Annotated in this window: 19 protein-coding genes and 1 tRNA gene; 8 read left to right on the forward strand and 12 right to left on the reverse strand. The window is 31.0% G+C overall.

Features of this window, described 5'->3' with window-relative positions; all coding sequences use genetic code 11:
• The first annotated feature begins 54 nt into the window (after window positions 1-54).
• The gene (locus EOV51_RS03255) at window positions 55-660 is read left to right on the forward strand and encodes a 2,3-bisphosphoglycerate-dependent phosphoglycerate mutase (RefSeq protein WP_128149815.1); all 606 of its coding nucleotides are present in this window, start codon (window positions 55-57) and stop codon (window positions 658-660) included.
• Window positions 661-710: 50 nt separating this feature from the next.
• On the opposite strand, the gene EOV51_RS03260 is transcribed toward EOV51_RS03255, so the two are convergent.
• From EOV51_RS03260 to EOV51_RS03290, 7 genes are all read right to left on the reverse strand, one after another.
• Window positions 711-1,193, reverse strand: coding sequence for a thermonuclease family protein (locus tag EOV51_RS03260; protein ID WP_128149818.1), 483 nt, complete (start codon window positions 1,191-1,193; stop codon window positions 711-713).
• 43 nt (window positions 1,194-1,236) lie between these two features.
• A complete protein-coding gene (locus EOV51_RS03265) occupies window positions 1,237-2,478 on the reverse strand; it encodes a type IX secretion system plug protein (protein WP_128149820.1) in 1,242 nt (413 codons plus the stop codon).
• 200 nt (window positions 2,479-2,678) lie between these two features.
• Window positions 2,679-3,338, reverse strand: a complete 660-nt coding sequence (gene mtgA / locus EOV51_RS03270) for a monofunctional biosynthetic peptidoglycan transglycosylase (RefSeq protein ID WP_128149822.1) — start codon at window positions 3,336-3,338, stop codon at window positions 2,679-2,681.
• Between the two features lie 19 nt (window positions 3,339-3,357).
• Window positions 3,358-4,161: a MetQ/NlpA family lipoprotein gene (locus EOV51_RS03275; RefSeq protein WP_128149824.1), complete on the reverse strand. Its 804-nt coding sequence runs from the start codon at window positions 4,159-4,161 to the stop codon at window positions 3,358-3,360.
• Window positions 4,162-4,201: 40 nt separating this feature from the next.
• Window positions 4,202-4,855: a methionine ABC transporter permease MetI gene (gene metI, locus EOV51_RS03280; RefSeq protein ID WP_128149826.1), complete on the reverse strand. Its 654-nt coding sequence runs from the start codon at window positions 4,853-4,855 to the stop codon at window positions 4,202-4,204.
• Entirely contained in the window at window positions 4,848-5,879 is a 1,032-nt protein-coding gene (gene metN / locus EOV51_RS03285; RefSeq protein WP_128149828.1) for a methionine ABC transporter ATP-binding protein MetN, read from the reverse strand. The genes metI and metN overlap by 8 nt, the downstream gene beginning before the upstream one ends.
• A gap of 120 nt (window positions 5,880-5,999) precedes the next feature.
• On the reverse strand, window positions 6,000-6,953 hold the full coding sequence (locus EOV51_RS03290; RefSeq protein WP_128149830.1) for a hypothetical protein: 954 nt from the start codon (window positions 6,951-6,953) through the stop codon (window positions 6,000-6,002).
• Between the two features lie 461 nt (window positions 6,954-7,414).
• On the opposite strand from EOV51_RS03290, the gene EOV51_RS03295 reads away from it, so the two are divergent.
• The 3 genes from EOV51_RS03295 (at window position 7,415) to EOV51_RS03305 (ending at window position 11,206) form a co-directional block, all read left to right on the forward strand.
• Complete coding sequence (locus tag EOV51_RS03295; protein WP_128149832.1) at window positions 7,415-7,873, forward strand: MarR family winged helix-turn-helix transcriptional regulator; 459 nt, start codon at window positions 7,415-7,417, stop codon at window positions 7,871-7,873.
• Between the two features lie 21 nt (window positions 7,874-7,894).
• Window positions 7,895-8,530 (forward strand): NAD(P)H-dependent oxidoreductase, encoded by a 636-nt coding sequence (locus EOV51_RS03300; RefSeq protein ID WP_128149834.1) that lies wholly within the window; start codon window positions 7,895-7,897, stop codon window positions 8,528-8,530.
• A gap of 666 nt (window positions 8,531-9,196) precedes the next feature.
• Complete coding sequence (locus EOV51_RS03305) at window positions 9,197-11,206, forward strand: BCCT family transporter (protein ID WP_128149836.1); 2,010 nt, start codon at window positions 9,197-9,199, stop codon at window positions 11,204-11,206.
• A gap of 49 nt (window positions 11,207-11,255) precedes the next feature.
• Here the strand turns inward: EOV51_RS03305 and EOV51_RS03310 are convergent, their stop codons facing one another.
• The 4 genes from EOV51_RS03310 to EOV51_RS03325 all read right to left on the reverse strand — a co-directional run bounded on the left by EOV51_RS03310 (window position 11,256) and on the right by EOV51_RS03325 (window position 14,266).
• Window positions 11,256-12,203: a lysophospholipid acyltransferase family protein gene (locus EOV51_RS03310; protein WP_128149838.1), complete on the reverse strand. Its 948-nt coding sequence runs from the start codon at window positions 12,201-12,203 to the stop codon at window positions 11,256-11,258.
• 293 nt (window positions 12,204-12,496) lie between these two features.
• The gene (locus EOV51_RS03315; protein WP_128149840.1) at window positions 12,497-12,781 is read right to left on the reverse strand and encodes a hypothetical protein; all 285 of its coding nucleotides are present in this window, start codon (window positions 12,779-12,781) and stop codon (window positions 12,497-12,499) included.
• Between the two features lie 17 nt (window positions 12,782-12,798).
• The gene (locus EOV51_RS03320; protein ID WP_128149842.1) at window positions 12,799-13,923 is read right to left on the reverse strand and encodes a DEAD/DEAH box helicase; all 1,125 of its coding nucleotides are present in this window, start codon (window positions 13,921-13,923) and stop codon (window positions 12,799-12,801) included.
• A gap of 259 nt (window positions 13,924-14,182) precedes the next feature.
• Window positions 14,183-14,266, reverse strand: a tRNA-Leu gene (locus EOV51_RS03325).
• 97 nt (window positions 14,267-14,363) lie between these two features.
• Between EOV51_RS03325 and EOV51_RS03330 the strand changes: the two genes are divergently transcribed.
• The 4 genes from EOV51_RS03330 to EOV51_RS03345 all read left to right on the forward strand — a co-directional run bounded on the left by EOV51_RS03330 (window position 14,364) and on the right by EOV51_RS03345 (window position 16,991).
• Window positions 14,364-14,798: a type II 3-dehydroquinate dehydratase gene (locus tag EOV51_RS03330; protein ID WP_128149844.1), complete on the forward strand. Its 435-nt coding sequence runs from the start codon at window positions 14,364-14,366 to the stop codon at window positions 14,796-14,798.
• A 15-nt stretch (window positions 14,799-14,813) separates the two neighbouring features.
• Window positions 14,814-15,842 (forward strand): AI-2E family transporter, encoded by a 1,029-nt coding sequence (locus EOV51_RS03335; RefSeq protein ID WP_128149846.1) that lies wholly within the window; start codon window positions 14,814-14,816, stop codon window positions 15,840-15,842.
• A 117-nt stretch (window positions 15,843-15,959) separates the two neighbouring features.
• On the forward strand, window positions 15,960-16,352 hold the full coding sequence (msrB, locus tag EOV51_RS03340; RefSeq protein WP_128149848.1) for a peptide-methionine (R)-S-oxide reductase MsrB: 393 nt from the start codon (window positions 15,960-15,962) through the stop codon (window positions 16,350-16,352).
• A gap of 15 nt (window positions 16,353-16,367) precedes the next feature.
• The gene (locus tag EOV51_RS03345) at window positions 16,368-16,991 is read left to right on the forward strand and encodes an L-threonylcarbamoyladenylate synthase (protein WP_128149850.1); all 624 of its coding nucleotides are present in this window, start codon (window positions 16,368-16,370) and stop codon (window positions 16,989-16,991) included.
• Window positions 16,992-17,168: 177 nt separating this feature from the next.
• On the opposite strand, the gene EOV51_RS03350 is transcribed toward EOV51_RS03345, so the two are convergent.
• Window positions 17,169-18,095 carry a DUF3829 domain-containing protein gene (locus tag EOV51_RS03350; RefSeq protein WP_128149852.1) on the reverse strand — a complete coding sequence of 309 codons (927 nt, stop codon included), beginning with the start codon at window positions 18,093-18,095 and terminating at the stop codon, window positions 17,169-17,171.
• Window positions 18,096-18,372: the final 277 nt, after the last annotated feature.

An 18,372-nucleotide genomic window follows, 5' to 3' on the forward strand; every position in this document is an offset into this window, starting at 1 on the left:
TTTACGGAATGGCATAATTATTTCGGAATAATAATATATAAAATATAATTTAATATGGCAATTTTAGTATTATTCAGACACGGACAAAGTGTATGGAATCTGGAAAATAAATTTACAGGATGGGTAGACGTTGATCTTACCGATAAAGGAAGAGAGGAAGCTAAGGAAGCTGGAGACAAATTAAAAGGAATGCATTTTGATTATGCTTATTCCTCCGAACTTAAAAGAGCTCAGGAGACACTCAATATAGCTTTGAATGAAGCGGGAATAAAAAATGTGCCTACCATCTATAATAAAGCATTAAATGAGAGAATGTACGGTGATTTGCAAGGATTAAATAAAGCCGAGACTGCTAAAAAATTTGGAGATGAACAGGTGCACCAATGGAGAAGAAGTTATGATATAGCTCCCCCTAACGGAGAAAGTCTTAAAGATACAGCAGAAAGGGTTATTCCTTATTTTGAAAAAGAAATTATTCCGAAACTGAAAGAGGAAAAAAACATAGTCATTGCAGCTCATGGTAATAGTTTAAGAGCTCTGATTATGTATCTTGAAAAACTTACTCCTGATGAAATAATCAATTTTGAAATTGCAACTGGCGTACCTCGTGAGTATGATTTGGATCAAAATTTAAAAATTATTAAGGTTAAAAACTTATAAAATATTCTTAGAGAAATAAAAATGTCCTGAACTGGTTCAGGACATTTTTATTATTTACGTTTTCTAAAATCCCAGGGAGCTATCGGCTTTTTTAAGCTCCATATATTTAATTTGCTTTTTCTTGCCTGCTGTGCCAGCTTTAAATAATGACTTGAATAGGTGTATTTGTACTTCCATGCCAAACCATTTTTCAGCAATTCTTCATTAACGTTTTTTCCTTCAACTTTAACAATTCCTAACGTTCTTTTATATCTGTCGATTCCTTTAATTTCTACAGTTACATTTTTACCAAAGCATATTGTACTGGTAAATGTTCGTGCTTTAGTCCCGAAATCCTGTTTCTTTTCCGGACAATCAATTCCATACAACCGGATTTTTACTTGTTTTTTATCTTCTGTAAGAATTGTAATCGTATCTCCATCAGCCACTTTTATCACTTTCCCTGTTAAGGTTGCTGTTTTTTGAAATCCTAAACAGAATAAAATGCATAAAAGCAATAACTTAATTCTCCATAAGAGATTAACCTTAGTCATAAATTCAGATATAAAAGGCTGTGATACTAATACAAATTATTAATTACTGTCTGGTGGCTCTAACTTCTCCGTAACCTATGAGAGCATCATAAGTACCTCCAAATGGCACATAATAGATTAATGCCTGATATAAATTTTCTGTCTGCCAAAATGAACCGGGAATTTCTGAAAAACTAATTCTACCTGATTTTTTATCTTTGGTAGCAATGGTATAATTATAAAACCCCTGCTTAAGTAAACATGTTTTTTCATATCCTCTTTGCTCTTCATTAAATTCCATTTTATTACTTTCCGATATATCATAATTGTTAAACAGACCCACAACATAAAGATCTTTATCGTCAACCGGATTAGTTGAATTTACAAAAAAACTTACGGGTGTGTAATCACCTTCATTTCGTGCATCCCTTTCCTGGCTTAAATCAAATCTACGAAAATAAAATGCCCCGTTTACATCTGGATTATACGTATAATCTAAAGGATATGGTATCACCGGATATAACCAGATATTATATTTTCCTTCTGATTCAAAAACTCTATATACTCCGTATCCGGCTACTGTTATGTTTTTTGTATCAAATGTAAAAAATTCATTACCTCCTTCAAATGCATTGGTTAATTGACCAAAAGTGAATAAATTTCCATTAATAAACTGGGGAGATATATTACATTGAGCAACTTTCCAATTATTATTCTGTAAGATACATAAGGAAAGTTGATTATTTCTTATTGAACCTTGATTAGAAGGAATGGATGCCTCTACAATCACACGTTGTGTTATATCCGGATTTTGTACTGATGAATACCTTTCATATTTCACTCCAACTTCTGCCTGCGGCTCATAATACAATATTTTTTTACTAAACACTGGTTTCCTATCTGCATCATATACTGTAAAGAGATAATTTCCTGATACTTTCGGACGCATGTCATTATTAGGAAATTCCAGAGTGTAGTGCGTATAGTTTTGTCGTGTATTAAATGAAGATTGATATTCATAAATCTGTGATTGAGTATATCCATCTATGTATTCCGATTCAAAGAGATTGTCTTTTTCCCAGTTTCTATCGTAATGCCTGATTGAATAATAAAGCCTTTCATAGCCTTTATCCAACATATCAAATGATAATATAAATTTATCTCCTAGTTTTAAAATTGTAGTTTCATCATTAGTTTCAGGATTAAAAAACTGTATTCCATTCACACTCTTGTCGTAAACTTTTTCTTCTGCCTGCTGTGCCATTAAGGCCAAAGGAAATAATAAATTTATCAGTAATTTTCTCATAGATACTTAATAATTATAATTTAAATACTTCTTGCCTATTTACATGGGTCAAGATAATAAAAAAAATCTCCATCAGAATCAATATTTCTGATTATAATATGTGAAAATTTATAATCTAATTTTTTTTAGAAACTATACTATTTTTAAAAAAAGTTAGGATTTGTAAAAAATAAAAAATGGAGCCTACTACTCCATCAGTTTTAAGAAAAGACCAATTTTCCGCCTAAATTAGACATCTGCCTCATGATCCAAATTTTTCGCTTTTGAATATATCTTCCGTTTATTTTTTTTCCATATTCTCTTGGATTTGGTAACAAGGCTGCCAGTGTAGCCGCCTCTGCTTTTGTAAGATTTGATGCTGATTTATTAAAATAATGATTTGCGGCAGCCTGAACTCCATAAATACCGTCTCCGAATTCAGCAACATTTAAATATACTTCCAATATTCTCTGTTTCTTCCAAATCAGCTCTATTAATCCAGTAAAATAAGTCTCCAGTCCTTTTCTTACATAGTTTCTTCCATCCCAAAGAAAAACATTTTTTGCGGTTTGCTGGGAAATTGTACTGGCACCTCTTTTAGGTGCTCCGTCTTTTTCAATAATTTTTTGAATTTCTTTAAAATCAAATCCACTATGAGTGAGAAAGTTCTGATCTTCACTGGATACTACAGCCAGCTGCATTGAATTGGCAATCTGATCTAAGGGTACCCATTCTTTTTTTATTGAACTTCCATTGACAAAATATCTTTTCAACATAAGTTCAGTAAAGGGAACGGGAACCCATTTATAAACGAAAGTCATTACAATGGATAATAAAAATAATCCTATCAATATTCTTTTTATCCACTTAAATATTTTCATTTTTAATGTTTAAAGTTTATTACCAACCTTTAACTGCTCCTCCTTTGAATTCTTTGTCAGCAGTTGCTGCTACCTCATCGGATTGGTATGCTTTTACAAATTTTTTCACATTTTCAGCATCTTTATTTTCTTCTCTGGAAACAATTATATTTACATAGGGAGATTCTTTGTCTTCTACAAACAAACCATCTTTTAGTAAAAATCCGGCTTTTGCTGCAAACGTATTATTGATAATTGATATTTCAACTTTAGGATCATCTAAAGTTCTAGGTAATTGTGGACCTTCCAAATCTATAATATTCAAATGCTTTGGATTTTCAACAATGTCTGTCACCTGTGAAAACAAATTAGTAGAATCTTTAAGTTTTATTAACCCTTGTTTTTGAAGAAGTATTAGAGCTCTGGCTCTATTTGCCGGATCGTTAGGTATGGCTACTCCAGCTCCATCTTTTAATTCTGTTAACGATTTAATTTTTTTTGAATATCCTGCCAAAGGATAAACAAATGTATTTCCTACTACAGCCAGTTTATAACCTTTGTTTTTTCTAACATCATCTAAAAAAGGATTGGTTTGATAGGCATTCACATCTATATCTCCATCATTTAAGGCAGAGTTTGGAAGCACATAATCGTTAAATTGTACCAATTCCACATCTAAACCGTATTTTTCTTTAGCAACTTTCTGAGCCGTTTGTGCTACTACATATTCCGGTCCTGATATTACTCCTACTTTTATGTGATTAGGATCATTTTTTTTATCATTGTGACATGATGTTACTAAAAACAAGCTTACTATACTAAATACAGCTAATAATTTTTTCATTTTTTGAATTTTTATTACTTCTTACAAAGTTATTGTTTTATTATTTATGATTTACTTTTTTAGAAAGATAATCTCCTGTAAACTGAATGGCAAAAACAAGAAGTATTAATAAAATTAGAACGGTATTCATAATAGTGACATCATACCCAACATATCCGTACTGATAGCCAATCTGCCCTAATCCTCCGGCTCCTACTGCACCTCCCATGGCCGAATAACCAACCAAAGTAATTAGTGTTATTGTTGCTCCATTTATAAGTGATGGCATAGCCTCAGGTAGAAGCACTTTCCATACTATCTGAAACGATGTAGCACCCATAGCTTTAGAGGCTTCTATCAACCCATTAGGTACTTCCAGCAAACTATTTTCAACCATCCGAGCAATGAAAGGAGCTACCCCTATGCTTAACGGCACTAAAGCCGCACTTACTCCGATAGAAGTTCCTACCAGCATCCGTGTGAAAGGTATCATCCAGACAATTAATATGATAAATGGGATTGCCCTAAAAATATTAACAATTACTGATGCCGTATTATTAAATACAACATTTTCTTTAATCTGCCCTTTACGAGTAATAAAGAGAAGCACTCCCATGGGAAGCCCTAAAATAAAACCAAATATTCCTGAAACAAAAGTCATAACCAATGTTTCTCCTATTCCTTTAATTAAAAGTTCAATCATTGAATCAGACATATCCTAATACTGTTACTTTAATATTTTTACTTTTCAAATAATCTATAGCCTGTTGTTCCTGCTCCGGATCTCCCATAAATTCTGTCAGCATAACACCAAATTTAACCCCTCCGGCATAATCCATACGTGCGCTAATAATATTATTGTTAATATCGAATTTTCTTGCAGCTTCTGATAAAATAGGTTCATCTACTGTATTACCGGTAATTTGTAATTTTAATAAGGGGTGTTTTCCTGATTCAGGATTAGGTATTAATCGTTCCTGATAGTCAACGGGTATTTCCAAATGTAGCGAAGAAGCGATAAAACGGCGGGTAAGCCCTGCTTTAGGATGAGAAAATATTTCGGAAACGGAACCTTTTTCGATAAGCTGCCCATTGCTGATTACTGCTATTTCATCACATATTTCTTTTACTACATCCATTTCGTGAGTGATTAAAAGTATTGTAATGTTCAGCTTTTTATTGATGTCTTTCAACAAAGTTAGTATTGAATGGGTGGTCGCTGGATCTAAAGCACTGGTAGCCTCATCTGAGAGAAGTACTTTGGGGTTATTTGCCAGTGTTCTAGCAATTGCTACCCTCTGTTTCTGACCTCCGGATAAATTAGAAGGATAAACATATGCTTTCTCTTTAAGTCCAACCAGTTCAATTAATTCATAAACTCTTTTTTCAATATTATTTTTTGACATGCCACTCAGCTCAAGAGGAAAGGCAATATTTTCAAAAACTGTTCTTGATGAAAGAAGGTTAAAATGTTGAAATATCATTCCTATGTTTCGTCTTGCTTTTACCAAAGCTCCTGATGTCATTTCCATAAGATTCTTTCCATCCACCCAAACTTCTCCTGAGGTAGGTCTTTCCAGCAGATTAACACACCGGATTAAGGTGCTTTTCCCCGCACCGGATTCTCCGATAACTCCAACTATTTTACCCTGAGGAATTGACAAATCAACTCCGGATAAGGCTGAAGTCCTCTTTCCATTCAGCTCAAAAATCTTCGTAATATTCTTTAATTCAATCATTTATGTGAAAAAATATTCCTATTAATTTCTTTTAAAATTGTTTGCAAAAATACAATATTCAGATTGATAAATAGTTATTAAAACACGAATATATTTACCTTATTCCCTGTTATTAGCCTATTATTGCTGATATACTTTATACAAATCTGATTCAAAAACGGAAAGAAGCTGGTTAATATATCTTGTGGATGATTTAATTTGATCGATCATTTCAGATCTCATATGAAGCTCATCTGCCGTATAATTTCCTCCGGTTCCAAAAAAAAGATTTTCTTCAGTACTATCAATATCTCCTTTTAAAACAAATTTTTTCCATCTTTTTTTTGTACTTTCCTGTAATGACATATGTTCTTCGCTATTAAATTCGATAATTTGAAATATATTCCAGACTAAATTAGGATACTCATCATGATTTTCATTAGCCCATATGGGAGACAATATATTTTTTGAATGATAGAATTCAATTTTTTTCCCTTTAGGCTTTATAGTCAATGCTCCCAAACCTGCACTCAACAATCCTCCCCCAACACCTACAGCCGTTTGCGTATTACTGTCTTTAAACAAAACTGTAGCTACGGTAGTTAAAGCTCCTATAACAACCGATCCTACAGTAAGCCGCGTATTTCTTCCATCGTTTAAATCATCTAGATAGGCAGCAGCCAAATCTGCTCTTTCTCCCTCACAATCCAATTCTGAGATTATTGCATCCAATTCTGTTTTTGCCAGCGAAATACGCTGAGTTATTATTTGCTTTAATTCGAGAATATCCAAACGATTATCATTAACTGGATCATTTCTCAATTTTATTAAATTATTAATTTCTTTATTAATTCCCAGAACTTTTCCCATTGAGATATCATACTGAGATAAAGAGCTAGAATAAAGATCTTTATAATTTGCATCTACCTGGAGTGTATCCATTAAAAAATTATCCTGATGATATGAGTTTGCTGATGTACAATAGCTATATTTAAAGTTATCAACGGGCACTTTATTCGCTCCGCAAGAGATAAAGTTTAAAGCAATTATGAGAACTTGTATACCTAATATTATAAAACTCTTTTTTAGCAGCATATCACGCTAGATTTAAGATGTATTCAACAAATATAAATATTTAATCACTTTTATTAAAATCTAATATCACGTTTGTTTATTAACAAATATTTAATTGACTGTTGTGATAATTTAAGAATTTAATACGGTAATTTTGTTCATGTAAGTTATACATATTTAGTCTAAATTTGATAGTTAAATATTGAAAGTTAAGTGACAATTTCTTGCTTTTTTTGTTTAAAAAACAATGTACAAATAGAATGAACATAATTTATAACTTATCATATTTAGTAGTTATTTTATAATATTTTTATCTGAAAAAGGAAATATAATATATTTCCTTTTTTTATTTACAGCAAATCTAATCTTATAAGTAATTTTTCATTGTCATAGTAATTTCTGATGTCTGCTATAAATAAAAATGATGATAAATTTCCGTATTTAAATTGTGCACTATTTAATTTTAAACAATTAATTAAATAATGAAAGAAATTCCTAGTATCAACGAACAGTTATGTTTCCCTATTTACGTCATATCGAGACAAATAACAACTTTATACAGACCTTATCTTGAAAAATTAGGACTCACCTATCCTCAATATCTGGTAATGCTTGTCCTTTGGGAAACAGGTACCTGTTGTGTAAAGGATATTGGTGAACGATTATGGTTAGATAGTGGTACGTTAACTCCTTTGTTGAAGAGAATGGAGGAAAATGGATGGATAAGCAGAAGCCGTTGCGCAGATGATGAACGTATTGTACTTATTCATATGACTGAGAAAGGTATTAATCTGAAGCCTTTGGTGTCTGAATTACCTTGTATTTTAAAAAAAGAGCTTAGTGATGAAGACGGACGCCTCGATGATTTAAGAAATCAATTAAATGATTTACTTTCTTTCATTTCAAATAAATGTAAAACAAAACATAATTTAATAAAATAACTTTTCAAATTGTAAATTAATATGGAATTAATAAAAGCATTAGAATGGAGATACGCTACTAAGAAATTTGACCCTTCAAAAAAAGTTGAACAATCTTTAGTCGATCAAATAATAGAAGCTGCCTGGTTAGCACCGACCTCATCGGGTCTTCAACCATTCAAAATTATAGAGATTACCAATCAAGAACTTAAGGAAAAAATGGTTCCCATCTCTATGAATCAACAACAAGTTGCAGACAGTTCTCACGTTCTTGTCTTTGCGGCCTGGGATACTTATACAGAAAACAGAATTGATACTATTTACAGTCACATAACACAAAATCGCAATCAGCCAGATGATGCATATAAAAGCTATACTGACAGAATTAAAGGCATTTATCTTAACCAGGAAGATGAACTAAACTTTGCTCACACAGCTAGACAGGCTTATATTGCTTTCGGTTTATCAATTGCTGCTGCTGCAGAGCTTAAAGTTGATACTACTCCGATGGAAGGTTTTGATAATGAAGCTTTAGACAATTTATTAGACTTAAAAAAACAAAAATTAAGAAGTGTAACTGTACTACCCCTAGGATATAGAGATTCAGAAAATGATTGGTTGGTTAATATGAAAAAGGTGAGACATCCTAAAAAAGATTTTTTAATTCAGCTAAAATAAAATTGTTTAAACAATTTGAATAAAAAAGCCTTCTTTTTAACAAAGAAGGCTTTTCTGTATTAATCAGTTGTCCGATGAAAAAAGAGAATAACATTTTTATTATTGCTAATGTACACCATAAACTGAACTTTAAAATACGGAAATCCGTAAAATGATTGTATTTTTAATCATTTTATCCGAATAAGATAATATTTATTTACTTTTTTTATACACAAGTTTAAATAATTAGAATACAAAAATAAAAAAACAGAATTATATTTATTAGTTATAAACGTTACTCATAAAGAGATGCATGTTTAAACATTTTATATATTAATTTATAAACATTTTTTTAATTATTCACACCATAAATATTTGTAATATTAACTTTATCTCTTTAAATTTAATTAACCTAAATTAATTATTTAATCCTTCAATTGAGATAATTAACACAAACAAGCAATTTAAAATTATAAATAGCTACAAATATCATTTATAAAAAAATACTTAACTTTGCTACTCTGCCTTAACAAAATAAATTATAACCTGCTAATTTAAATAAAGCCGTAATTTTCTCGGTCTTTAGTCTACTATTTATGTGCTATATAACATAAAAAAGAAACTATAACTACTCATTATTACATCAAATCCAACAGGTTAATTTTAATAATTTGCTAAAAATAAATTATGAGTAAGTCTATTAAACAAAAACTATCATTCACAACCTCTTTTTCCAAGTCTGTTGCATTACCAGGGCTTTTAGTTATTGTATTTGTATCTATATTTTGCGGATTTTTCCCTGAAAAGGCTAATACTATATTATTAATTATTCAAGGTTACATCTTCGAAAAACTGAGTTGGGTTTATGTTTTGCTGATTACTTTTTTCATCCTTTTTCTAATCATTTTAGCATTGAGCAAGCTTGGAAATATTCGTTTAGGCTCTGATAATTCAAAACCTAAGTATAGTTTTTTTTCATGGATAGCTATGCTTTTCGCGGCAGGAATGGGAATAGGTCTTATGTATTTTGGAGTAGCAGAAACCATGTCTCATTATAGTAATCCTCCGATTCCGGGTGGTGATGCAATTGAAAGAGCAAAAAATGCACAACTCTATACTTTTTTTCATTGGGGAATACACGCCTGGGCCATCTATGCTACTCTTGGTTTAATACTTGCTTATTTTTCATACAGATATAAACTACCTTTAGCTATTAGAAGTGCATTGTATCCTTTACTAAAAGATAAAATAAACGGAACATTCGGAAATATAATTGATACTTTTGCTCTTTGCAGTACTTTTTTCGGAATCGCTACTACCCTTGGTTTTGGAATCGTTCAACTTTGTGCAGGACTCACCAGCACAGGTCTGATTGAAAATCCCGGGTTTATCTTTCAGATTATTATTGTCGTTGTAGTCATGTCTATTGCTATTGGCTCAACATTAAGCGGTTTAGATAAAGGAGTTAAAAAATTAAGTGAATTAAATTTACTTTTAGCCTTATTGTTTATGCTTTTCATTCTTTTCACAGGTCCTACGATATACATTTTAGGAACTTTTAGTGAAGGTGTAGGATATTATATAAGCAATTTTACCAGCTTAACATTTAATACATTCGCTTTTGAAACCGATGGACAGCAGTGGTTTTCTCAATGGACTATTTTATACTGGGCCTGGTGGATTTCATGGGCTCCTTTTGTGGGATTATTTATTGCTAAGATATCTAAGGGAAGAACTATACGAGAATTTATTATTGCGGTTTTGATTATCCCTTCAATCTTTAATTTTTTATGGATGAGCATTTTCGGAAGCAGTGCCATTTGGATAGATAAATTTGAGGCAGATGGGGCATTGGGCGCCATGGTTAATAATCCGGATATATTACTATTTAAATTTTTCGAATATTTTCCACTTACTAAAATTTTAAATATTCTAGCCATAGGTATTATAACGGTATTTTTTGTTACTTCGGCAGATTCCGGAATTCTGGTTATGAATAGTATCGCTTCCAAACAAAATCAAAAAATCCCTAAGTGGCAAAATATATTCTGGGGCATTTTATTAATTGTTCTTTCACTTGCAATGCTTAGATCCGGAGGCTTAAAATCACTTCAAACAATGACTTTGATAACTGCGTTACCCTTTGGCCTGATAATGCTCTTGCTTTGTTTTTGTCTCTGGAAAGCTTTACAGGTTGACGTAAAATTTCATCAATCCGATTTTTCGTATGGAAGCTTTGCCTGGAATGGGAGCAACTGGAAAAACAGACTTGAACAAATTCTTACATTTTCAAAAAAGAAAGACGTCAAAACATTTTTTCAGGATGTTGTATTTGTAGCATTCACTGAGTTTAAAAACCAACTATCTGATAACAATATAGAAGCTGTCATTAATAAAAAAGAGACCCCTGATTTGTCTATTGAACTAGTGATAACACATGATAAATTTAAAAATTTTGTTTACGGAGTTTCTGCTGAGCCTCAAGTAATTTCAGATTCTATGATTAAAGAAAATAATGCACCTGATGTTCAAAAAGGAACCATGTTTGTGCCTATTACTTATTTTAGCGATGGACGAAGAGGACACGATATACAATATATGACTAAAAATGAAATAATTGCTGATATACTAAGAGAGTATGAACGATTCATAACTTTAATATCTGATAATGAAAATGAGATTATTATTAATACATAATAAATTCCAAAATTAAACAAAGTTTTTATCCAATAAAAAATGTAAACCGTTACGAAACTTTTAATTGCTGTTTGAGTACTAATGGATAAACAGGACAAAAAACCCGAGAACACTTTGAAGGTATATTAAGTTTCTTGTGTTTAAATCTCTTATGTGTCCACAAATAATATTCCGGAGCTTCCAGAATCTGACTTTCCAAAAGTCTGAAAAATTCATCGGTTAGTTCATAGTCAGAATATTCGTAAATGTCTTTTTTAGGAGATACAAATTCAGCTGTATAATAGCCTCTTTTTACTTTTTTACCTTTTACAAACATAATACTCATATCATGTTTTTTAGCCAGAAATTCTGCCCCGGTAAAAACAGGCACATTGACCCCAAAAAATTGAGTAAAGTGATTTACTTTTCTTAATTTAGGGGATTGATCACTTACAAACCCATAATAACCTTTAATTCCTGATTCCTGATTAGATTTCAGTGTATCTTTTATGTCCTTAGAATTAACCAATGTCCCTCCAAATTTCCCTCTTACATTTCTAATCATTTGATCAAAATATTTATTCCTCAACTTTTTATAGACTCCAAAACCTTTAAAGTTTAAATATTTGTTCATGATTAAAAGCCATTCATAACTGGAATAATGTGCACAGACTAAAATGACGCTTTTTCCTTTCGCTTCAAACTCTTTAACTAAATCTATATTTTTTATTTTAAAACGGTTTTCCATTTCCCTTTCAGAAATAGTCATAGTTTTAATCATTTCTAAAAAACTATCGCAAAAATGCTGATAAAACTTCTTTTCAACTTGTTTTCGTTTATAATCGGAAAAATGAGGAAGGGCAATCTGCAAATTTTCCCTTACCGTTTTTTTCCTGTAGCCAACAATTCTGTAGAGAACCCAATAAGAGATGTCTGATAAAATGTATAAAATTCTAAATGGAACTTTTGAAACTATCCATAATAATGGATAAAAGATTAAAAAACTGATTAATTGCATATATACTAAGAGAGGTTATAAAAAGATTATATTTGAAATATTTATCTGTTGCAAACGCTTTTTTATAAATATCTCAATCTTTATACTTCCAATAACGATTAAAAAACTTATTTAGTATATTTCCTTAATAAAGTATACTAATTAAATAAAAGGTTTAGGCATGACAAACTTCTTAAACGTCTAGTATTAAATGAAAACATCTGTCTTATAAAATATAAAACAGATGCTTATTTTTTTTACAAAATTCTATTAAAATACTTCGCTGAAATTCAAAATACAAAAAAATTAGTCGTCTAATTATTATTGCAATAGTGATATATTAATGTTTCTATACTTTCTAATACAATAGACTCAACCGTATCATAAGGATACAGTCCACTACAACCGTTACTTTCAACTAGCAACAATTTTTCTTTTAAATTATCGTATTCAGTATTTCCATAAGTATGCTTGTACCAATTCTTAAAACTACTGATATTCATACCCGAAGAAACCGGTGAATAATTATCTGTAGAGTATTCCATATAGTAATCTTTTAGTTTTTTGGAATCAGTAATTTTAATTATATAGTTAGACATTTTAATGATTTAATAAATTAAACTTTTTCGCTGACTAATTTTTTACCTGTAAGTTTTTGTATACTCCTAAGCGTTTTTTGTTCTTCCTGAGAACAAAAAGAAAAAGCAGTTCCTGAATTACCGGCTCTACCGGTTCTTCCGATTCTATGTACGTAAGTTTCAGGCTCACTAGGTAAATCATAATTTATAACTAATTCCAAGTGACTTACATCTATACCTCTTGCTGCTATATCTGTAGCTATTAAAATCTTATTTTTTCTTGAATTGAAATCAGTTAATATGCGCTGACGTGCATTCTGAGATTTATTTCCATGGATTGCCTCACTAAATATTCCCGCCTTTTTTAAAGTTCTAACAATTCTGTCAGCGCCATGTTTGGTTCGTAAAAATACTAATGCCAGCTGATCTTTATTTTTTGAAAGTAAATCTACCAATAATTTATTTTTATCTGATTTTTCAACAAAAAAAACTCGCTGATGAATGGTATCCACGGTCGAAGAAACCGGAGTTACCTCTACTTTGACCGGATTTGATAGTAAATTCTTTGACAACGAAGCTATCATAGAAGGCATAGTTGCGGAAAAAAGAAGCGTTTGCTTCTGCTTAGGCAAATATTGAATTATTTTTTTCATATCATGGATAAATCCCATATCCAACATTTTATCCGCTTCATCTATAATAAAAAATTCAACAAATCTTAAGTCTACTACTTTTTGATTCATCAAATCTAAAAGCCTTCCGGGAGTTGCTATTAGAAGATCTATACCGTTTTGCAATGTTTTGATTTGACGATCTTTGTTTACACCGCCAAAAATAACTCCGTGATTAATATTTAAATAAGTAGTATAATCTTTAAAACTATCACTAATTTGTATTGCTAATTCTCTTGTCGGAGCTAAAACCAATGCTTTTATTGCTTTTTTATTATGTTTTCCAACGTTTTCTTTTTGTACCAGCTGTTGAATAACAGGCAATAAAAATGCAGCTGTTTTTCCAGTACCTGTCTGCGCCAATCCTAATACATCGCGTTCATTAAGTATATGAGGAATTGTTTCTTTCTGTATTGGGGTAGGTGAATTATATCCTTTATCATTTAAAGCTCTTAATAAGGGCTCAATGATATTTAAATCGTTAAAAGTCATAAATTGAATGTATAGCTATTCAGCTATTTTAAATTGTTTTTAAATACAAGAAGTGGGGGAGAAAACTGAACGTAGTGCCTACACAAATTGCTATGTAAATGCAAATATACGCATAAATTAATTAAAATAATTTAATTAAGCCATAATTAACCTAAATATATCATTTCTGTCAAATATTTTTCTTTTTTTTTCACTGGCCTTATAAATCAAATGAAATAAAAAAACGCAACCAGTATTTATTAAACCGATTGCGTTAAAGTACCCGGGGCGGGAATCGAACCCGCACGATATTGCTATCACTGGATTTTGAGTCCAGCGCGTCTACCAATTCCGCCACCCGGGCTTCGAATTGTGACGGCAAATATACTTAATTATTTTTTTTCTTTCAAAATTTATATTCTATATTTTAATCTTTTATATCTTCGTAAAAAAAATAAGGTATGAAAGTACTGATTATTAATGGGCCTAATCTAAATTTATTGGGAAAAAGAGAACCTGAAATTTACGGGAGTACAACTTTTGATGAGTACTTTATGCATTTAAAAGAAAAATTCAATACTTTAGATTTAGAGTATTTTCAATCTAATCATGAAGGTTTTCTGATAGACAAAATTCATGAGGTAGGTTTCAGTTATGATGGAATTGTAATAAACCCCGGTGCATTAACTCATTATTCGTATGCTCTGCACGACGCACTTAAATCAGTAACTACGCCGGCTATTGAAATACATATTTCTGATATTGAAAAAAGAGAAGATTTCAGAAAAATATCAGTGACCCGAGATGCCTGTATTTTACAAATAAAAGGAAAAGGCCTGCCCGGCTACGATGAAGCAATTAACTATTTCACAAACAGCCTGAACAAAAAAAGTTAACCTAAATTATTTTTTATGAAAGACCGTATTAATGGAAAAGTTATTCATCAAGTATTATTCATTCTTGTAATAATAGCCTTGTTTTTTCTCATCATCAGCCAGTTAGCTATTTTTTTACCCAGCTTATTAGGAGCAGCGACTTTATACGCTCTTTCCCGGAATTTTTTTCTGTTTCTTACAGAAAAGAAGAAATGGAACAAATGGGTTACAGTTCTGGTTATATTTTTACTTGCTATTTTAATCATTTCAGCCCCTGTCTATCTCATTATAGAGCTAGCCTATTCAAAAGTACAGGTAGCACTTTCTTATTCTCAGAGTATCAATGAATCAATTGCAAAAATCGTTCACGACGTACAGGCCCGATATCATTTTAATATACTGAGTAAAGACAATATTCTTCAGGCCACATCCTGGGCAGGAAAGTTTGTTCCACAGATTTTAAATTCTACGATGAATTCTGTAGTCGTATTTTTCTTTTCATTTTTTATTTTCTTTTTTATGATTATGAATATTCGTAAAATGGAAAGCACATTTATGAAATGGTCTCCTATTAAAAATGAAAACACTATTAAACTTGGACAAAAATTAAAAAAGATGATTCAGTCCAATGCTATAGGTATTCCTGCAGTAGCCTTAATTCAGGGGATAGTAGCAGTTATCGGATATGCAATTATAGGTCTGGACAATTTATGGTTTTGGTTTGCAGTAACTACTTTTGCTTCCATGATACCTATTGTCGGGGCAGCTCTTGCATATGTTCCTATTGCTATTCTGCTTTTTACTTCCGGACAAACCTGGCAATCTGTTTTCGTACTTTTATACGGAACGATCGTTGTGGGACTTTCAGACAACATAGTAAGATTTACCCTTTTAAAAAAACTTGATAACGTGCATCCTTTAATCACTGTATTCGGTGTTATTTTCGGAATGAATATCTTTGGATTTTTAGGATTAATTTTCGGTCCTATTCTGTTGTCCTGTTTCTTCCTACTGATTGAAGTTTATACTGATGAATTTTCTGATAAAAAAAATACGAAAGAATAAGCATTTAATTATTGGAACGGAATTTGCAATTTTAAAAATGTTTATAAAACTTTATTAATTTTTATCATTATTATATTTCTTAGTAAGAGAAAAATATCTGAATCTAATATACAGGACATGAAGACTGAAAAAACTGAAGAAGAATGGAAAAGTGAACTTTCACCGGAAGAGTATTATGTGCTTCGGGAAAAAGGTACGGAAGCTCCTTATAGCGGCAAATTTTACATGCATTTTGATAAAGGAATTTATACCTGTAAAGCTTGTGGTGCTGTTTTATTTGACAGTAACTCAAAATTTGATTCACATTGCGGATGGCCAAGTTTTGACCGAGAAATTGAAAAAGGAAGAATTATTGAGAAAATAGATAGATCCCATAACATGACCCGGGTGGAAATTCTTTGTGCCAATTGCGGTAGTCATTTGGGACATGTATTTAATGACGGGCCAACACAGACAGGTTTGCGTTATTGCGTTAATTCTGTATCTCTTGATTTTGAAAAAACGAATTAAAAGTCAATAAATAAAATGGCAAAAATTTTAAAGATTCATCCAGACAATCCATCAGAAAAACAAATTAATGAGGTAGTGGAAGTTCTAAAAAAAGGAGGAATTATTGTTTATCCTTCCGATACTGTTTATGGACTGGGTTGTGATATCTTTAATCATAAAGCTATGGAACGCTTATCTAAAATAAAAGGTGTAAAACTTGAAAAAGCTCAATTTTCTTTTATTTGCAGCGATTTAAGCAATTTATCTCAGTTTTCCAAACCTATAGACAATACTATATTTAAATTACTTAAAAGAGCTTTACCCGGACCTTTTACTTTTATTCTTAATGCTTCTAATAGCTTACCAACTACTTATAAAAGCAAAAAAACGGTAGGAATCAGAGTTCCTGATCATAACATTCCAAGAATGATTGTCGAAAAATTGGGTTATCCCATTGCTTCTACTTCTACTCATAGTGATGACGAAATTATGGAATACTCAACAGATCCTGAATTAATTGCAGAAAAATATGATAAGTTAGTAGACTTAGTGATTGATAGCGGGGTTGGTGATTATACGGCTTCTACGGTCGTTGATGTAACTTCCGGCGAACCCGTTCTTTTAAGGAAAGGGAAAGGCGATCTGGATTTATATATTTAACAAATTAAAGTAAGTTACAAGTTTACATATACAATAGCCTCCGGAGATGGATTTATATAAAATCTGCTCCGGAGGTTATTTTTATATATTATAAATACTTAGCTGCCAACTTATAAAACAAAAAAACGGATAGAGATTTTTGTATTTTGTAAACAGAATAATTATTTATAGTATTGTTTATTTTACAAATGAGTTATAAGAACTTAGAACAGATTCATATGAGGAGTCCAAACTCCTAATATCACCGTCAGAAATTGTACCGGTCTCTTTAGAATTTCGTATTAATTTCCGGTAATTATCGAGAAAGTTTCTCGCTTTTGTATTTACTGATTCAAACTGCGTTTTTTTGCTGGAATATTGAGAATCTGTCACGTTAAAATCAAGCTTTTCATTGTTTCCAACGGCTTTTTCCAATTCATCATATTTGTTTTTTGCAACGGACTCATTAAACCCTCCCGTATACTGTTTTTCCAAAATTTCCATCGTAGAGTCCAACAAATTTATAATTCCTTTTGAAGAGATAATATACTTCTTCATAGGATGATCTTTTAAAATTTCCTCTTCTGCCAGATCGGTTGCCGGTTTTATTTTAGTAATTATACTTTCGCCAACAATATAAAAAGCCTGAGCTTCTGCTTCAATTTCCTTATTTAATCTTTCTGCTTTAGCTCCGCTGTCATCTTTATAATCCTCAGCATTTATGTAAGATTTTAATTCTTCACTCTTTTTTCTTATACTTTCAATTTTTGCTTTATACGTGTTGAAATCTTTTTCGATAGCATCTTTATCTTTACCAAACCCTGAAGGAATTTCTTTTATTTTACTAATATTAAAATCTCTAATATTTATGACCATTGGCATAATTAATACTCTTCCGCCTTTTGCTTTAGTTTCTGCAGCCTGAGAATATTTTAAAATACTTTCAATATTATCAGTAGAACTTTTATAAGAATCTAGAAAATTATTATTAAAATCTATTATAGCATTTGCATCAGACAGGTTACTTTTTAAAACTGTATTTCCAATTTTATTTATTTCTTTCTTACAACTTGTATTTACTGCCACAGCTGACAGTGCTAATACTAAAACTAAAATTTTTCTCATTTTTATTATTTTAAGCAATTTTTATTTTGGATTAAATGAAAATTTTCATACTTTTTTTGAAAAAATTTTATGTTTTTAAATAAAAAACATAAAAAAATTAAATCACACTAATAAAAATCTTCTTTTACCTACAGAGTAATGTTTTACCAAAGATATAAATTGCTGTTCTTTATGTTTACATCTTTTTTTCGTGCAAAATCTGTTAGGTAATCTGGTAGGCAATAAATATTTCAAGCAAATTCACTTGCCTGGATACCGATTTTAAATTTATATTGAT

Source organism: Apibacter raozihei, from assembly GCF_004014855.1.
GTDB classification, from domain to species: domain Bacteria; phylum Bacteroidota; class Bacteroidia; order Flavobacteriales; family Weeksellaceae; genus Apibacter; species Apibacter raozihei.